An 18343-nucleotide genomic window follows, 5' to 3' on the forward strand; every position below is an offset into this window, starting at 1 on the left:
AATGAGTATGACCACAGCACAAGTCTTCGAACTCGCCAGCAACCAACAGCTTTGGGCAGGCCATTTAATAGATACCACAGCACCAGTATCCGAGACAACACTCCCTAACTACAGCCCTATTGATAATACCTGCATAGGTAGTATTGCTAATGGGAGTCAGCAAGATGTTAATACGGCGGTCGCGGCAGCCCGAGACGCTTTTGAACAGGGTGAGTGGCGACGGATGTCTCCTGCAGAGCGCAAAGCTATCATGCAGCGTTGGTGTCAGTTAATGCATGAGCATATGGATGAGTTAGCTGCCTTAGATTGCGTCGATGCAGGCAAGCCTATTACGGAATGTCTCAACACTGACCTACCCGCTACGATTGAAACCTTTGAATGGTACGCCGAAACGGCTGATAAAGTTTTTGGCAAGGTTGCTCCTACTGGCGCAGATGCACTAGGCCTTGTGGTACAAGAGCCTATTGGTGTGGTGGGTGCAGTACTACCATGGAATTTCCCAGCACAAATGTATGCATGGAAAGTTGCACCCGCATTAATAACCGGCAACTCAGTCATTGTTAAACCGGCTGAATTGACCTCGCTCTCAGCATATCGATTAACACAATTGGCGTACGAGGCTGGCGTGCCAAAAGCGGCGTTGCAGTTAGTCTGTGGGCTTGGGGAAGAAGTAGGTGCGGCACTCGGTCAGCATATGGATGTTGATATGGTTTCTTTTACAGGATCAACCGAAGTCGGTCGACTGTTTCTACAGTACTCTGCACAAAGCAACCTTAAGGAAGTCGTCTTAGAGTGTGGTGGCAAAAGCCCTCAAATCGTCTTTGCAGATGCCATTATCAACGAACAAACCATCGAGCATATTTTATCCGCTGCTTTTTGGAATATGAGCGAAAATTGTAGCTGTGGTTCACGTCTACTTGTCCACTCTAGCCAAAAAGAAGCCTTGTTAACGCTATTAAAAGAAGGTCTTCAGTCTTGGAAGGTGGGTCATCCTTACGATCCCGAGGTCGCTATTGGCCCAATGATCGAAAAAGCGCATTTTGAGAAAGTAATATCACATCTCAATACTGCAAAAACGGAGGGTGCTCGTTTGATCGCAGGTGGACGTATCCACGATGAACTCGGTAGTGGCTGGTATATCGAGCCTACCATCTTTGATAATGTCAGCCCGGATATGACGCTGTTTAAAGAAGAAGTTTTTGGTCCACTTTTAGCTGTCACAAGTTTTGAAACCGAAGAAGAAGCTATTCAGCTCGCCAATCAGAGTAATTATGGGCTTGCCGCTTCCTTTTATACACAAAACATCCATCGCGCATTCCGCGTGGCATCCGCTATTAAAGCTGGTACCGTCTCGATTAATGGTTTCTCTGAAGGCAACATTACGACACCTTTTGGTGGTTATAAACAATCTGGCTTCGGTGGTCGTGACAATGGTTTAGAGGCGTTGTCCCAGTATACCCAAACCAAAACTATCTGGTTGGTGAACTAAAAACTGACATTGTCCGCTATCCACGCCCAAGTCAGCATAACCGAAAAGACTACAAGGAAGTAAAGTTATGGAAAATATCATCAATACTATCGTCGGGTATATTTGGAGTGACGCCTTAGTCTATCTTGCGTTAGGCGTCGGCATATATTTTACGATTATGACTCGTGCTGTACAAATCCGTTATTTCAAAGAAATGATTAGGTTGTTGTTCGACAAACAAAGCTCATCAGCAGGGATTAGTTCCTTCCAAGCTTTCTGTATGGCGCTATCAGGACGTATTGGTGTGGGTAATATTGCTGGGGTGGCAACAGCCATTGCAGCAGGTGGCCCTGGGGCAGTATTTTGGATGATTTTCATGGGTGTGTTAGGTGGTGCTAGTGCTTTTATTGAGTCTACCTTAGCGCAGGTATACAAACATAAGGTCGGTGATCAATATCGTGGCGGCTCCCCGTTCTATATTGAAAGAGGATTGAAGCTAAAACCTTTTGCTATCATCGTCGCTATCGTGACCTGTCTATCTTACGGCGTGTTAGTGCCTGGTGTTCAGGCCAATACCATTGCGGACTCTTTTAATACAGCATTTAATATACCGCCCGTTGTAACAGGAATTATCCTTGTCGTACTCTTAGGTATCATTATATTTGGCGGTGTAAAGCGTATTGCTAATTTTGCAGGAAAAGTCGTACCTGTCATGGCAATCGGTTATATTCTCATGATGGTGATTGTATTGGCATTTAACGCTCAAAATATCCCTGCAATGTTTGCACTTATCTTTAAGAGTGCTTTTGGCATGGATGCAGTGTTTGGTGGTATGGTTGGAACTGCTATCTCTTGGGGCGTACGCCGTGCTGTTTTCTCAAACGTTGCGGGTGCTGGCGAGGCGACCTTTAGCTCAGCGGCAGCCGAAGTATCACATCCTGCTAAACAAGGCTTAGTGCAAAGCTTCTCTATCTACATCGATACGGTGCTTGTCTGTACTGCAACAGCGTTGATGATTCTATCAACTGGCATGTATAACGTGGTGACCCCCGAAGGTGTAACCCTAGTTGATAATATGCCTGGTATTGAAGCTGGCACGGCATTTACCCAAGCAGCTGTATCTACTGTCTTTAACCAGTATGGAAGTGGCTTTGTTGCGATTGCTATCTTTTTATTTGCCTTCACCTGCTTGGTTGCTTATTACTATATTGCCGAAACTACGTTGGTCTATTTGGACAATAAACTGCGCTACCCCATTCTCAAGCATGTACTCAAACTGGTCTTTTTAATCGTTTGTTTTACTGGTAGTGTTCAGTCAATCGGTATGATGTGGGCGTTAGGTGATATAGGGTTTGGTAGTATGTGCTACTTAAATTTCATTGCTATTTTACTTCTAAGTAAGGTTGCTCTAAAAGTTCTAAAAGACTACGACGAGCAGATGAAATTAGGTATAAACCCTGTCTTTGATCCTAGAAAGGCTGGATTGGATAATGCGGACTTTTGGATAGAATATAGCAATGAGCATGGTCACAAAAAATCGCTCTAATAATAGTGCATTAGAGGTCTGCCAGTATCTACTAGTAAAAAAGTTGCTATCAACATCAAGCAGGCCTCACCTATTTATGTTAAATTGCAAAAAACCATAAGGATATTACGTATAAGATAACCATAGTATTGTATCCATTCATTTGATAGGAAGGTTGAAGATGACACTAGATAACAACGTACTACGTAAACGCACCAGCTTGTTGGGTTCATTATTAGGTGATGCTATTTCTCGCCAATCTGGTGAGCAGACGCTAGATACGATTGAGACGCTGCGCAAAGGCTTTATTCAACAGCGTCGTGAGCCGAATGAGGCACATAAACAGCAGCTTATCGATTTTATTGCTTCTTTGGATAATCAAACCTTAAAAAACGTCATACGCGGCTTTTCTATCTATTTTTTCCTAGCCAATCTAAGTGAAGAGAATTACTTGCGTGAGCAGCGTCATGAGCTGCGTATACAATCTGAGCAAAGCTGGGAAGGGTCATTTCGCCGTACCTTACTTGAGTGTCGTGAACGCAATATCGAGCCTGCTCAAATGCAAGAGCTAATTGATCAGCTGAAGTTTACACCTGTATTTACGGCGCATCCTACCGAAGCGCGTCGCCGTACCACGATGAATATCTTACAAAGTCTATTCACGCATAGCGACGCCCTAAACAATGTGTCTGAAAACAGCTTCGCCTACGAGCAAGCCAAAGAGCAAACGGCGCAAACGATTGATCTACTATGGTCTTCCGATGAAGTGCGCACTCGTAAGCCATTGGTATATGATGAGATTAACAATGGCTTGCATTACTTTAATGCCAGTTTGTTCAATGCCATTCCTAAAGTGTATCGTAATATCAAAAAAGCCATTGTCGATATCTATCCAGAGCTCACAGACTATCCACTGCCTGCATTTATGAGCTTTGGCTCATGGATTGGTGGTGATAGAGATGGCAATCCTTTTGTGACTTTTGAGACCACAGAGCTTGCCGTATTGATGCATGCAGATACTGTGCTGCGTCACTATCAGGTGCTACTCAAAAAACTGCGCCGACAGCTGATTCATAGTGACACTATTGTCACCGTTTCACCTGACGTATATGCCAAGATTAAAAGTTATGATGAGCTCGATCAGCGTGTGTTTGACTATAACCTCGATGACTATCGCAATGAGCCATATCGTCGACTACTCTCTATTATTCTGACTAAAGTCAAAGCCACCAATCGCCGCATCCAAAGCAAAGGCACGGATATCGAAGCTGAAAAAGATGCCTATGCCAATCCAGAAGAATTACTAGAAGACCTGCGCATTATCCGTCAAAGTGTCAATACACACGATACGGCACACGCAGAAGGATTACTGCTAGATGTGATTCGTTTGGTCAAAACTTGCGGCTTTCATTTGGCAGCGCTCGATATCCGTCAAGAGTCGTCATACCATGGCGAAGTGATTGCAGATATCTTTGCTAGTGCCTCCAACCTGCCTGATTATCAGACGCTAAGCGAAACCGAACGTCAAGAGTGGTTGACGCGCTTGCTAGAAAAACCAGGCACGCCGCTTATCTATACTGATAACCTGACAGACAAAACGCGTGAACAATTATCACTGATGAATTCGGTCGCTACTCTACGCAAATTGGTGGGACAGGCTACTTTTGGTAGCTATGTTATCTCGATGACCAATAATGCTAGCCAGCTACTAGAAGTATTGCTGCTCATGCGGTTTGCAGGCTTATGCAGAATTGATGACGAAGGTCAATTGTCTGCTGATTTGCCAGTTGCGCCGTTGTTCGAAACCATCGAAGATCTCAAAAATATCGATAAAATCTTGCCTGCCGTATTAGATAATCCACTATATCGTGGACTGCTACGGAACACGGATAACACGCAAGAGATTATGCTAGGTTATTCAGACTCATCAAAAGACGGCGGTATTATCACCTCTGCTTGGCAGCTTTATAGTGCACAGCAAACCATCAATAACATTGCTGAGCAATATGGCATAAAAACACGCTTGTTCCATGGTCGTGGCGGTTCTGTGAGCCGTGGTGGTGGATCAACGCACAAAGCCATTGCGGCACAGCCAGCAGGCACGCTACATGGGCAGATTAAGGTAACTGAGCAAGGCGAAGTACTCTATGCTAAGTATGCCAATACGGACACCGCTGTGTTTGAGCTAACTATGGCAATCACAGGCACACTCAAAGCCTGCTCGACAAGGTTTGTGGTACAACCGACTGAGTTGCCAGAGTATGAAGCGCTGTTTGCACGCTTAGCAGATGCAGGTGAACAACGTTATCGAGAGCTGACCGATCGTACCGAAGGGTTTTATAAATTCTACTCCGAGGTCACCCCAGTACAAGAAATATCTCTGTTAAACATTGGCTCACGTCCTGCCCATCGCAAAAAAGGCCTGCCAAGTAAGACCACCTTGCGAGCGATTCCTTGGGTATTTGGCTGGTCACTGGCACGCTTTACCTTACCTGCTTGGTATGGCGTCGGTAGTGCGCTAGATAGTGTCAAAAAAGACGAAGCATTGATGAAAGAGATGAATCAGCATTGGCCTTTCTTTAGCGTATTTATCAGTAATATCGAGATGGCCTTTACCAAAGCCAATATGAATATCGCTGAGGCTTATAGCCAACTGTGTGATGATAAGCCGTTACGCGAAAAAATCATGACAGCGGTCACCGATGAATACACGCTGACCAATTCAGGATTAAACTCTCTGCTTGAGCAAGACTCTTTATTATCCAATCAGCAGAATCTTGCTTCATCCCTGCAGTGGCGAGACGCTTATCTAGATCCTATTAACTATATCCAGATTGAGCTGTTAAAGCGTGCCAGACAACAGGACGCCCCGAACGATTCGGCACATGACGACCTTAATGTAGAAGATCCATTAATCCGTAGTATCAATGCGCTAGCTGCAGGGTTACGAAATACTGGTTAAGGTAGCTTTTCGATAATTAGCTTTCGGATAAATAAAAAGCTTATACCAATTGTCGCAAATATTAAGGCTTCGTTCGCGAAGCCTTAATATTATCCAAAACCCTTCAGAAAATATCTCGCCAGATATCAATCGCAGTTTAGTACTGCGTTGATTGATATTGCCTATTAGGTGATTCGTAATTCATTGTTTGAATAACCGATCCGAACAAGATACCGTAAAATATATTTTTACTTCATGTATATGTAGGGTCTGCTCCAATGGAAACGCCTCAATCAACACCATCTCTAGACATCGCAGCAATTGATTACCATATAGAATCCGTTGCACTCATTGACCGCGCTATTCAAATACGCTGGAATGATGGTATTGACAGTACGTACCACTATATCTGGCTGCGTGATAACTGCCCATCGGCTTTTCATCCGCACACTGGCGAGCGTAGCTTTGATTTACTGAGTGTCTCAAAAGATATCCATCCACTATCCGTCTCTTTTGATGAGACAACGCTAACGATTGAATGGTCAGAACAAGCGCATATCAGTCACTTTGATCAGAGTTGGTTACGTGAGTTTGGGTATTCTAGTGCATTGGCCAAGGACCATAGCAGTCCTTATGAAAGTTGGGATGGCACGTTTATTGACCACATCCCCATGTATGACCAGCAGAGCATCATGACCAGTGACAGTGCTTTATATGAGTGGATGAGTGCGCTGGATAAATATGGGCTTACTATCATTGATAATATGCCAGATGACTCTGATGCTGGCGTACAGACCGCCATGCGAGTCGATTATCTGCGGCAGACTAACTTCGGTATGACCTTTGATGTGATATCAGAAAAGTCACCAATCAATTTGGCTTATACCTCGCTCTCATTACCTTTGCATACCGACTTGCCAAATCAGGAGTTGCCTCCAGGCTATCAATTCTTGCATTTTTTGAGTAATGAAAGCATAGGCGGCGAATCTACTTTCGTAGACGGATTAAAGGTGTTAGAAGGGTTACGAGAAGAGCAGCCTGAGTATTTTCGCTTGCTTGCCGGGTATGCTATCCCCTTTCGTTTTCATGACACTGCCCATGATATTCGGGAGCACCACCCCGTCATCAATCTAGACAACTTCGGCAATATTGTCGAAATCAAATACAACGCGCATCTTGCAGATGTTTTTGATTTGCCCAGTGACGTAATGCATGACTACTATCTCGCTTATCGAGAGCTGATGGCTCGACTAAAAGACAATCGCTATAAGATTGAGTTAAAACTAGCAGCTGGTCAAATGGTGGTTTTTGATAACCGCCGAGTCCTGCATGGGCGTAATGCCTTTGATGAAAACGTCGGTGAGCGTCGTCTCAAAGGCTGTTATGTTGACCGCTCAGAATTTAAAAGCCGTTTACGAACGCTTAAAAAGCAACTGGCTTAACACGACCTGCAAGCTAGCTAAAGCATGGAGCACTGAGCCCACAAAAAAAGCCCCATTTCTCCTCTCTAAACATGAGAGAAGAGAAATGGGGCTTAATATTATTCACTTACTGACTTATAGTTATCATAATCTTATAGTGCTAATAGCAGCCCTAATAACTGGATTCACGATATAAGGTTTTATGTGCTTCTATTCTAAAGTCTTCAGCGCTGACAGCAGGCGTTATACCATGTGCACTGTACTTGGCTTGTATGATCTTTTCTTCCTCACGGAATAGCACATTTTGCGCTTCTTGCTTGAAGTCATGATAGCTAATGGCGGTGTCATCTTCATGACCGTCAATAACTATAGGTTTGCTAGGCTGGTTTTGGCTATTCGAATGCTGTTGTGCAGCCTGATTAGCATTAGCCTCTTTAGTAATGTTGCTGACTGTTAAACCGTTATTAGTCGTCGACGCTTGAGATAGCGTGGAAGAAATACGGTTAGACATATAGAAGGCGGATATTAGAACAATACAGATGACACTGATAATAGCAAAAACAAGGCTACGGGGTCTGATGCTTTTTGGCTCGATATCATTATTCACGTTTTCTGATTCATTCATAGTTACGTACCGTATAATTCATATCATAAATGGCACATAAACGCGCCTTTTACATAATGATACGAATTTTATATTGTGTTGCAACAATTTCTAGTACGAGCGCTCGAATAAATTGATAGACGGTTATCTAACCGTCTGAAATGGTATAAAACGTAAATCCTTTAATTATTGGTTTCGCGGTACAAGGTAGTCTGCGACTCTTGTCTAAAGTCCTCATAAGTTATAGCAGCTTCCTCAGTAGCTATAACAGTGGCATCATTTTCTGGTGTAGGAGCTTCAGAGGTTGACTTTGACTCATTAGCAGCTGGCAGGTCCTGTCTATTGTTGTCCAAAGTATCTTGCTGAGTAGTGGCTGGTTGCGTACTTACAGGGTCAACGCCATCCGTAGTTGTTTGACTGTCAGTAGACAGTACTGGATCAACACTAACAGCTGGTGTACTGTCTATCTCTACATTACCATCAGTGCTGTTGTCTATACTATCAACCGCAGAAGTAGATAAGACTCCTGAAAACACGAGCATTAATGCAATAGCAACCAATACTACTGAACCAATTACCATAGCCATCATGATTGGTTTCTTGCTTTTGATCACTTTATTGTTTATGACTGGCTCTTCGATAACTGATTCAGACACATTCTCAATTTTCAAAGGGATGTTTAAAGAATCATCATCCGATATCTCATTTATGTTAGATTCACTATGGTCAACCGTAGAGTGCGACTCTGTTTGATTGCTACTATCTATCTTGTTGCGTTCTATGTATTCTGAGGCTTCTGTATCTGAACTGACATCATTGACATCAATACTAATACTATCGCTATCATTGGCGATATTCAGCACATTATTTTCAGATATATTTTCAAATACTGTACTTGTATCTGAAGCTTCAGAGGTAGTGTTTGCTGCTGTAGCATTTTCTGTTTCTAGCAATAATTCTTGCTCACTGCTTTGATCTTCAAACAGCTGTAACTCTTCTGTGCTCAAAGGTTCGAAAGCGGCAAGGTTCTTTGCACTCTCTAGTGTTTCAAATTCAGCCTGATCGTTCTCTTCAGAACCATGAACTCGATTAATAAAGCGTTCATAGATATCATTGTTATTACGCTTACGCGATTTTTGGTCAATAATTCTAGCCAATTTTTCATCAAAATCGGTGCCAGCGTCTTTTTTTTCGTCGCTCATAGAATAATACCAAACCAGTTTTTTTACTGGTGTTAAATGATTGCTAGAATGAATTTTCTTACTATAGTGTAACAGTGTTATTAGCCAACAATATAGTTGCTCGACCTATTATCTTCAAGCACAATTTATGGGATAACGCTAATATTGATAAGAACTATTCTAAATAATATGATAAACCAACCCTAAGAACTGATCTATGTAGAGATAACATAGACTATGACAGGCTCAATAGTATGGATTTAAAACAGCTTAATGCGTTTATCGCGGTTGCAGATTTGTGCAGCTTTAGCGCTGCCGCCACCAAGACAGGACTGTCACAGCCGACCCTGAGTCGCTTGCTAAAACAGCTAGAGACTGACATGGGCGTGGTGCTTATTGATCGCTACCACAGGCCACTACATCTGACTGAAGCGGGCAGTTTTTTCTACGATAAAATAAGCACCATACTGACCGAGATTGATACGGTGACTAGTATGACTCAGCGTCTATCAGCACCCAGCAGCGTTTTAAATATAGGTTTTGTGCCCTCAGTGCTATATGGCCTGTTGCCTGAAATCATTGCCACGCTTAAACAGTTCAGCCCTGATATCGACGTTAATTTAAAAGACATTAGCTCATATCAACAAATGGATGCCCTCAAGTCTGGTGAGATTGATGTTGGTTTTGGCCGATTTGCCCATCAAGATCCATGGATTCAGCAGATTCTGCTACGTCATGAACGCTACGTGGTGGCATTGCCAAAATCACACCCGCTTGCCAATGTACGTAAGCAGCGCTTGATAGACCTAGCGAACAATCGCTTAATTTTATATCATCAAACACATTTGCCAGTATCGTCCACGGTGACGACAGAGGCAGTGACCCAAGCGAACGACAAGTTATCTACAAATAGAGTCAACCGTGCTGCTACTCATGAAGCAGCATCTAGCGAGCCTATTACTGAGCCTTTACTACATCTTTTTGCCCAGTATGGCATCTCACCTTTTATGACCACGACAGTCAGTGATTTGCAGGTCGCATTGGGACTGGTCGCGGCAGGCGAAGGCATTACATTGGTGCCTGCCAGCTTGCAAACCGTACGTACGGAACAGATCAGCTACCAACGTTTGGTTCATGAAAATGTCACCTCCCCTATTTATTTACACACCCTCAAAGACTTTGTACACCCAAAAATACCTGACTTGCTCACAGCCATTTATCACGTCTACGAACAGCGCGGCATTACTTATCGGCAGCAAAATTTTGTGTCACAGGCCTAAATGGGCAGATATCCGTTGAATATTGTGTTATAAAGAACCGCCAAAAATAATTCATTTTAAATATTGATATTATTTTATAAGTATGCTAACTAACAAGAATAGCAATGCAAACAAATAGTAATAATAACTAGAATAATCATTCTCCTAGACAGTGTTGGTGCGATAAAGTCGATACGATGTAAATCGTTTTATATTTAGACGGTTTATAGGACGTTCTTTTCTGATCATTGGCAAGCTGACACAGGTAAGTGATAATTTGCTGTTTTAACCATTTCGAGGTATTCATGTCCACACAACAACTCAACAACCCAAGTGCCCCTGACGATAGCGTTGCCTCGCAACAAGAGGGCTTTAGCTGGCGCATCTTTGGCCCAGGCATTTTGATGGCAACTGCTGCCATTGGTGGTTCGCATTTGATTTCATCAACACAGGCCGGTGCTATCTATGGCTGGCAATTGGCTATTATGATTGTATTGGCTAACGTGTTTAAGTATCCGTTTTTTCGCTTTGCAACTGACTACGTCTACGATACTGGCGAGAGTTTGATTGCAGGCTATGCCAAACGCTCAAAGGTATATCTTTGGATATATTTTATTCTTTCTATCTTGTCAGCGGTTATTAGTACGGGTGCGGTCTCACTTATTGCGGCCGTAATTTTGGGCTTTATGTTGCCAGCCTCACTTGGTCTGTCGACAATGGCGTTATCTCTCATTATCGTCGCAGTCTCTTGGTTCTTTTTGATTGCAGGGCATTATAAGTTGCTCGATGGTGTGACTAAGTGGATTATGATTGCGCTTACCACGGCTACTGTTGCTGCAGTTATCATTGCTGCTGGCAAGCCAACCGTTATGGCAGTAGATTTTGTGGCGGCCTCTCCTTGGAATTTAGCCACGTTGGGATTTATCGTAGCACTCATGGGCTGGATGCCAGCACCGCTAGAGTTTGCAGCAATTACATCTATGTGGACCTCTGCCAAAGTCAAAGCAGATCACACCACGCATAGCCAAGGTTTGTTAGATTTTAACGTTGGCTATGCAGTTTCAGCGATATTGGCGTTGTTCTTCTTATCGTTAGGTGTGTTTGTCCAGTATGGATCAGGACAAGAGATTGAGTTGGTCGGCGGTGCTTATATCAACCAGTTGATCAATATGTATACCGCAACCATTGGTGAATGGTCGAGGCTACTGGTCGCTTTCGTCGCCTTTATGTGTATGTTCGGCACGACCATCACCTGTGCTGATGGCTATGGACGCGCTAATGCTGAATGCTGGCGCTTGCTAAAAGGTGAAAGCGAAATAAATAAAAAGCAGATCGCTTTTTGGACGACCTATGCCATCGGTGGTGGTCTAGTAATTATCACTTTCTTCACAGGACAACTAGGCGCTATGCTTAAGTTTGCCATGATATCGGCGTTCGTCTCTGCGCCTATTTTTGGTTGGTTAAACTACTCATTGGTTAAAAAGCATAAGAAACTGTCAGCAGGTATGAATGCTTTGTCTATCGCAGGCTTAATATTCTTGGCAGGCTTCGCGTTATTGTTCTTAGCCAATATGGCAGGTCTATTTGCTTAAGCTTTTTGCTTAATTTAAAACTCAGCACTTAACAATCTTATTTAAGCGGAACATAAGCCCTAATAGCCTAGCTGTTGGGGCTTTTTGATGAGTGTAATTATATCAATAAGGCAAGGCAGCCTTAGTAATTGTAACTAAATGTAAAAAATAGAAGATTCTAAAAGCTGTGATTTTAAGTAATATGAATACTTATCATAAGAAATTACCAATAAATGCATAATGCTATTTGAATCATGAATACTATTAAAAATAATACATTCAATTATTATTTAAATTAAATACCAATCAAGAACCTAAACTTTTCAGGCATGAATAATTGAGTATAATCAACTACAACAATTAGAATATTCTCCCTCCATGTAAGGACAGTCACATGACTTCATCTTCAGCAGGCGCGCGCTTTCGCAGTGCTCTCACTCAAAAAAATGATAACAACCAACCATTACAGATTGCAGGCGCTATCAATGCCTATACAGCGATGATGGCGACCCAAGTTGGTCACCAAGCGTTGTATCTCTCTGGTGCTGGCGTGGCCAATGCCTCATTTGGCTTGCCTGATCTCGGTATGACCAGCCTTGATAACGTACTAGAAGATGCTCGCCGTATCACCGATGCCGTTGACACACCGCTATTGGTTGATATCGATACTGGCTTTGGTGGCGCGTTTAACATCGCCCAGACCATCAGAAAGATGGAAAAAGCAGGCGTCGCGGCGGTACATATCGAAGACCAAGTGGCACAAAAACGTTGTGGTCATCGCCCTAATAAAGAAATCGTTAGTATCTCAGAGATGGTTGATCGTCTAAAAGCGGCGTTGGACGCAAAGACTGACCCTGACTTTGTAGTGATGGCTCGTACAGATGCCCTATCAGTAGAAGGTTTGGACGCTGCTGTTGAACGTGCCGTCGCATTTCAAGAAGCGGGCGCAGATATGATCTTTGCAGAAGCGCTGACCGATATCGAGATGTATCGTAAGTTCACTGATGTACTCGATATTCCAGTACTAGCAAACATGACAGAGTTTGGTCAGACAGATCTATATACCACTGATCAGTTGTATAGTGTGGGTGTCGAGATGGTGCTATATCCACTATCCGCTTTCCGCGCTATGAACAAAGCAGCATTGAACGTTTATCAGCATTTGTTAGATGATGGTACACAAGACAAAGTCGTTGATACCATGCAGACTCGTATGGAGCTCTATGATTTCTTGAACTATCATGAGTTTGAGCAGACACTAGACAAGCTATTTGCTGATAATAAGTAGTTAATAACTAATAATTGCCAAGTAGCAACGCCGAAACGATAAACCACCTCTGTGTGCTTTATCGTTTCAAAACCCGTCTTCATTTACCTTTAGGTTATTTATGCCATTTTCTACTGCTCATACGGTTGTCAAATCCTCACTACTTAGTAGCACGCTTGCGGCGCTGTTATTCATGACAGGCTGTGATAAAACACCAGAAAACGTCGACGATACTACCAGTGATACGAGCGAGACTGTGGTTAGCGAAAGCGAAGCTGCACCTTCAGAGACTGATGCTCAAAATGACTTGATCATGACGACGATTACATTAGATACCGTCAACAGCCTATTGTTTGCACCAATTATCAATAGCGGCGCGCTCAGTGAAGAGCAAGTCAGCTGCCTCGAGTCACGTGACAAAGACTTGGGTAAAGCGGAAGTCGATCGTTTTTATAAGAGTCAGTTTACTGATGCAGAGTTAAAAGAATTAGATGATTTTTATACGTCGGACGTGGGTAAAAAGCTGCTTGCTTTTGGCAATGAGCAATTGCGCGTCATGAATGGCGAAGAAGTAGCAACGCCAATGGCTGACCCTACTCCAGAAGAAATGACTGAGATTCAGACATTTATGGAGTCACCACTGGGTGCCAAATATATGAAGATCAACAATGCAGAAGGCGAAGGCAGTGCAATGGAAGTCTTAAATGGCCCTATTGAAGCTGAATTTGAGCGTTGTAACGTCGATTTAGACGGTCCACAGCCTGAACAGCCTGCATAACGCTAAACTGGCGCTATAGTCATTAACCAATAAATTTATTGTCAGAAACACCGTTTTCACTCAAAAAAGCTACCAACAAAAGGAATGTAAATATGGCAGCACAGAAAGAACTTTCAGGCGCAGGTCTACGTGGACAAGTCGCTGGTAAAACCTCTCTATCTACCGTTGGCAAATCAGGCTCTGGTCTGACCTATCGCGGTTATGATGTATCAGAACTGGCAGATAAGTGTATTTTTGAAGAAGTGGGGTATTTGCTGTTATACGGCAATTTGCCTACTCAAAGCGAGCTTGATGCCTATCAAGCCAAGCTCAAAAGCTTACGTGGCCTACCACAAGCGTTAAAAGACGTGCTTGAACGTATCCCAGCTGATGCGCATCCAATGGACGTGCTACGTACTGGCTGCTCTATGCTTGGCAACCTTGAGACCGAAACTGATTTTGCTCAGCAAAACGATCAAACTGACCGTATGCTAGCTGCCTTCCCATCGATTATCAACTATTGGTATCGTTTTACCCACGACAATGTACGTATCGAGACCGATACAGATGATGCCACTATTGGCGGACATTTCTTACATTTGCTCAAAGGCGAAAAACCAAACGAGCTGCACGAAAAAGTGATGAACGTCTCGCTTATCCTTTATGCAGAGCATGAGTTTAACGCGTCGACCTTTACCGCTCGTGTGTGTGCATCTACCTTATCTGACATTCATTCTTGTATCACTGGTGCAATCGGTTCACTACGCGGTCCATTGCATGGTGGAGCGAATGAAGCGGCGATGGATATGATTGAAGGTTTCAGCTCACCTGATGAAGCTGAAGAAGAGATGATGGGTATGTTGGCTCGTAAAGACAAAATCATGGGCTTTGGTCATGCCATCTATAGTGAGTCAGATCCACGTAACGTTGTGATTAAAGGCTGGGCTGAGAAACTGGCCGCTGACGTGGGTGATGAAGTGCTATACCCAGTATCGGTACGCTGTGAAGAAGTGATGTGGCGCGAGAAGAAACTGTTCTGTAATGCTGACTTTTTCCATGCTTCTGCCTATCACTTTATGGGTATCCCGACCAAGCTATTCACCCCTATCTTTGTCTGTTCACGCTTGACTGGTTGGGCTGCTCACGTATTTGAGCAACGTGCTAACAACCGTATCATTCGCCCAAGTGCAGAGTACACTGGCGAAGATCTGCGCCCAGTACCAGATATGAGTGCACGTTAAGTAATTGTTGTTCATTGCTTATTGCTAAACAATCATTATCAGCTAGCGGCAATGCTAGCTGATACAGGTATGATGATTGAGCCTTGTTATTTTTTTAGGCTTAATCGTCATACGCTTATTACCATTTATATAAACCATGCCTTTTCAATATCGCTTCTTTAGCAAAGCCTATGATAACGAACGATGATTTTGCTAAAGGAATGAATTTTTACTCAATATCAACGCTTAACTACTTATTATAATTAGCCAACAGCCAAAGGTGACTTATGGACAACGCCCTAGTACAACCAATGAACGAACAATTCAAAAAGCCACTTCCCGGCACTGATTTGTATTATTTTGACACCCGCGAGGCTGTCGAGAGTATCGAAGCTGGCGCGTATGACAAGCTACCGTTCTGCTCAAAAGTATTATGTGAAAACCTAGTACGCCGTTGCCCACCAGAAGAGCTAACCGATGCGCTAAAACAGCATATCGAAGGCAAGCAAGATCTAGACTTTCCTTGGTACCCTGCCCGCGTCGTTTGTCATGATATCTTGGGTCAGACCGCGTTTGTTGATTTGGCAGGTTTGCGTGATGCTATCGCTGAGCAAGGCGGTGACCCGTCTAAAGTAAACCCTATCGTGCCAACTCAGCTTATCGTTGACCATTCATTGGCCGTTGAGCACGCAGGCTTCGAAGATGACGCATTTGAGAAAAACCGTGCGATTGAAGAGCGCCGCAACGATGACCGTTTTCACTTTATCAACTGGTGTCAGTATGCTTTTGACAATGTAAATGTCGTGCCACCGGGCAATGGCATCATGCATCAGATTAACCTAGAAAAAATGTCACCCGTGGTACAAGTGGTAAAAAACAAAGCGGGTGAAGAAGTCGCTTTTGCCGATACGCTAGTTGGTACTGATAGCCACACGCCGATGGTCGATGCACTAGGTGTAATCTCAATCGGTGTGGGCGGTCTAGAAGCCGAAAGCGTCATGCTAGGAAACCCATCCTATATGCGCCTCCCTGATTACGTTGGCGTCAAACTAACGGGTAAACTGCAAAAAGGCATTACCGGTACAGATTTGGTACTGGCAATGACTGAGTTTTTGCGTGATGCCGGCGTAGTGTCTACTTACATTGAATTCTTCGGTGACGGTGCACGCCAGCTAAGTGTCGGTGACCGCGCTTCTATCTCCAACATGACACCTGAATATGGTGCCACTGCCGCGATGTTCTATATCGATGAGCAAACCACTGACTATCTACGTCTGACTGGTCGTTCTGAGCCTCAGATTAAATTGGTTGAGCAGTATGCCAAGCAAACGGGCCTATGGGCTGACGGCATGGAAAAAGCCGAATACGCACGCGTCCTTGAGTTTGATTTGTCATCAGTCGGTCGTAATATGGCAGGCCCGTCGCGTCCCCATGCCCGTGTATCGACTACCGACTTGGTTGCCAAAGGTATCGCTCATGGCGCTGACGAGAAACTGCCTGAACCTAAAGACGGTCTCATGCCAGATGGCGCGGTTATTATCGCTGCTATCACCAGCTGCACCAATACTTCAAACCCACGCAACATGGTGGCCGCAGGCCTTGTCGCTCGTAATGCGAATGCCAAAGGCTTATTACGCAAACCTTGGGTGAAGTCATCCTTAGCACCCGGCTCAAAAACCGTCAAAATGTACCTAGAAGAAGCGGGACTGATGCCAGAGCTACAAGAAATCGGTTTTGATGTAGTAGGCTTTGCCTGTACGACATGTAACGGTATGAGCGGTGCACTTGACCCTGACATCGAGCAAGAAATCATCGACAATGATTTGTTCACTACGGCAGTGCTATCTGGTAACCGTAACTTTGACGGTCGTATCCATCCGTATGCCAAGCAAGCATTTTTAGCATCGCCGCCACTGGTTATCGCTTATGCCATCGCTGGTAACATCCGTTTTGATATTGAAAAAGACTCGTTGGGTAAAGACCAAGACGGCAATGATGTCTATCTAAAAGACATCTGGTTTGATGATGAAGAAGTGGATGCCATTGTCGCTGCTGCCGTTAAGCCTGAGCAGTTCAATGCGGTATATATTCCAATGTTTGATGAAGCCAAAAAAGACACAGGTAAGGCATTAAGCCCATTGTATGACTGGCGTGAAATGACCACTTATATCCGCCGTCCGCCGTATTGGGAAGGTCAAATGGCAGCGATGAACAAACTAAAAGGTATGCGTCCGCTTGCAGTCCTTGGTGACAACATCACAACCGACCATATGTCACCATCAAACGCTATCCTTGGCTCATCGGCAGCTGGTGAGTATCTCGATACTATGGGCTTGCCTGCCGAGGACTATAACTCATACGCGACCCATCGCGGCGACCATTTAACCGCGCAACGTGCGACCTTTGCCAACCCTAAGCTATTGAATGAGATGGTACGAGATGAAGATGGCGAAGTTATCCAAGGCTCATTGGCGCGCGTTGAGCCAGAAGGTCAAGTCATGCGTATGTGGGAAGCGATTGAGACCTACATGAACCGTGAGCAGCCGCTGATCATCATCGCAGGTGATGGCTATGGTCAAGGCTCAAGCCGTGACTGGGCTGCCAAAGGTGTGCGTCTCGCTGGCGTAGAAGCCGTCGTTGCTGAAGATTTTGAACGTATTCATCGTCAAAACTTAGTGGGCATGGGCGCTCTACCTCTACAGTTCGAGGAAGGTACGACTCGCCATACGCTAAATATCGATGGTACAGAAACCTTTGATGTCACAGGTGAAGTCTCGGCTGGCGGGTTGATGACCTTAGTGATTCATCGTGCCGATGGTAGTACCACTGAGACGCCTATTATCTGCCGCTTAGATACGGCTGATGAAGTAAAAATGTACAAAGCTGGCGGTATGCTACAACGCTTTGCTAAAGAGTTTATCGAAGGTACGTTAGATATTGCTTAAGATTGTCATGTAGGTTTTAACGTGATAAATAGCAGAGTACAAAGTTCGCCGATGTTGTATAGCCTTATATGACATCGGCTTTTATTTGCTAATGTTAAAGCTTAGTTCAAAACATGGTTTGCACACTATACATTGAGTTTACTTAACCAATGGCGTAATATGTACTATATATTGTACAAGTAAT

12 protein-coding genes are annotated in these 18343 nt (G+C 44.0%); 10 read left to right on the forward strand and 2 right to left on the reverse strand.

The window, feature by feature from the left end; all coding sequences use genetic code 11:
- Window position 1 precedes the first annotated feature (1 nt).
- The 4 genes from HCZ91_RS09615 (at window position 2) to HCZ91_RS09630 (ending at window position 7376) form a co-directional block, all read left to right on the forward strand.
- On the forward strand, window positions 2–1489 hold the full coding sequence (locus HCZ91_RS09615) for an aldehyde dehydrogenase (protein WP_179799180.1): 1488 nt from the start codon (window positions 2–4) through the stop codon (window positions 1487–1489).
- A gap of 67 nt (window positions 1490–1556) precedes the next feature.
- On the forward strand, window positions 1557–3014 hold the full coding sequence (locus HCZ91_RS09620) for an alanine/glycine:cation symporter family protein (RefSeq protein ID WP_179799181.1): 1458 nt from the start codon (window positions 1557–1559) through the stop codon (window positions 3012–3014).
- A 160-nt stretch (window positions 3015–3174) separates the two neighbouring features.
- Complete coding sequence (gene ppc / locus HCZ91_RS09625; RefSeq protein ID WP_179799182.1) at window positions 3175–5955, forward strand: phosphoenolpyruvate carboxylase; 2781 nt, start codon at window positions 3175–3177, stop codon at window positions 5953–5955.
- A 257-nt stretch (window positions 5956–6212) separates the two neighbouring features.
- A complete protein-coding gene (locus tag HCZ91_RS09630) occupies window positions 6213–7376 on the forward strand; it encodes a TauD/TfdA family dioxygenase (protein WP_179799183.1) in 1164 nt (387 codons plus the stop codon).
- A gap of 151 nt (window positions 7377–7527) precedes the next feature.
- On the opposite strand, the gene HCZ91_RS09635 is transcribed toward HCZ91_RS09630, so the two are convergent.
- Together HCZ91_RS09635 and HCZ91_RS09640 are read right to left on the reverse strand one after the other, a co-directional pair.
- On the reverse strand, window positions 7528–7980 hold the full coding sequence (locus tag HCZ91_RS09635; RefSeq protein ID WP_179799184.1) for a hypothetical protein: 453 nt from the start codon (window positions 7978–7980) through the stop codon (window positions 7528–7530).
- Between the two features lie 161 nt (window positions 7981–8141).
- Complete coding sequence (locus HCZ91_RS09640; RefSeq protein WP_179799185.1) at window positions 8142–9161, reverse strand: hypothetical protein; 1020 nt, start codon at window positions 9159–9161, stop codon at window positions 8142–8144.
- A 233-nt stretch (window positions 9162–9394) separates the two neighbouring features.
- Between HCZ91_RS09640 and HCZ91_RS09645 the strand changes: the two genes are divergently transcribed.
- From HCZ91_RS09645 to acnD, 6 genes are all read left to right on the forward strand, one after another.
- On the forward strand, window positions 9395–10420 hold the full coding sequence (locus HCZ91_RS09645) for a LysR family transcriptional regulator (protein WP_179799186.1): 1026 nt from the start codon (window positions 9395–9397) through the stop codon (window positions 10418–10420).
- Between the two features lie 383 nt (window positions 10421–10803).
- Window positions 10804–11991, forward strand: a complete 1188-nt coding sequence (locus HCZ91_RS09650) for a divalent metal cation transporter (protein WP_257020037.1) — start codon at window positions 10804–10806, stop codon at window positions 11989–11991.
- A gap of 373 nt (window positions 11992–12364) precedes the next feature.
- Entirely contained in the window at window positions 12365–13258 is an 894-nt protein-coding gene (gene prpB / locus HCZ91_RS09655; RefSeq protein ID WP_114700000.1) for a methylisocitrate lyase, read from the forward strand.
- Between the two features lie 100 nt (window positions 13259–13358).
- A complete protein-coding gene (locus tag HCZ91_RS09660; protein WP_179799187.1) occupies window positions 13359–14015 on the forward strand; it encodes a DUF2059 domain-containing protein in 657 nt (218 codons plus the stop codon).
- Window positions 14016–14107: 92 nt separating this feature from the next.
- Window positions 14108–15235: a 2-methylcitrate synthase gene (prpC, locus tag HCZ91_RS09665; protein ID WP_179799188.1), complete on the forward strand. Its 1128-nt coding sequence runs from the start codon at window positions 14108–14110 to the stop codon at window positions 15233–15235.
- 290 nt (window positions 15236–15525) lie between these two features.
- Window positions 15526–18159, forward strand: coding sequence for a Fe/S-dependent 2-methylisocitrate dehydratase AcnD (gene acnD, locus HCZ91_RS09670; RefSeq protein WP_179799217.1), 2634 nt, complete (start codon window positions 15526–15528; stop codon window positions 18157–18159).
- Window positions 18160–18343 lie beyond the last annotated feature (184 nt).

This window comes from Psychrobacter sp. BI730 (assembly GCF_013414195.1).
Lineage (GTDB): Bacteria > Pseudomonadota > Gammaproteobacteria > Pseudomonadales > Moraxellaceae > Psychrobacter.

Coding starts and splice junctions, on each gene's coding strand:
- HCZ91_RS09620 (WP_179799181.1), top strand. CDS start 1,557: ATGGAAAATATCATCAATACTATCGTCGGGTATATTTGGAGTGACGCC.
- HCZ91_RS09640 (WP_179799185.1), bottom strand. CDS start 9,161: ATGAGCGACGAAAAAAAAGACGCTGGCACCGATTTTGATGAAAAATTG.
- prpC (WP_179799188.1), top strand. CDS start 14,108: ATGGCAGCACAGAAAGAACTTTCAGGCGCAGGTCTACGTGGACAAGTC.
- HCZ91_RS09635 (WP_179799184.1), bottom strand. CDS start 7,980: ATGAATGAATCAGAAAACGTGAATAATGATATCGAGCCAAAAAGCATC.
- HCZ91_RS09645 (WP_179799186.1), top strand. CDS start 9,395: ATGGATTTAAAACAGCTTAATGCGTTTATCGCGGTTGCAGATTTGTGC.
- HCZ91_RS09650 (WP_257020037.1), top strand. CDS start 10,804: ATGGCAACTGCTGCCATTGGTGGTTCGCATTTGATTTCATCAACACAG.
- prpB (WP_114700000.1), top strand. CDS start 12,365: ATGACTTCATCTTCAGCAGGCGCGCGCTTTCGCAGTGCTCTCACTCAA.
- HCZ91_RS09630 (WP_179799183.1), top strand. CDS start 6,213: ATGGAAACGCCTCAATCAACACCATCTCTAGACATCGCAGCAATTGAT.
- ppc (WP_179799182.1), top strand. CDS start 3,175: ATGACACTAGATAACAACGTACTACGTAAACGCACCAGCTTGTTGGGT.
- HCZ91_RS09615 (WP_179799180.1), top strand. CDS start 2: ATGAGTATGACCACAGCACAAGTCTTCGAACTCGCCAGCAACCAACAG.
- HCZ91_RS09660 (WP_179799187.1), top strand. CDS start 13,359: ATGCCATTTTCTACTGCTCATACGGTTGTCAAATCCTCACTACTTAGT.
- acnD (WP_179799217.1), top strand. CDS start 15,526: ATGAACGAACAATTCAAAAAGCCACTTCCCGGCACTGATTTGTATTAT.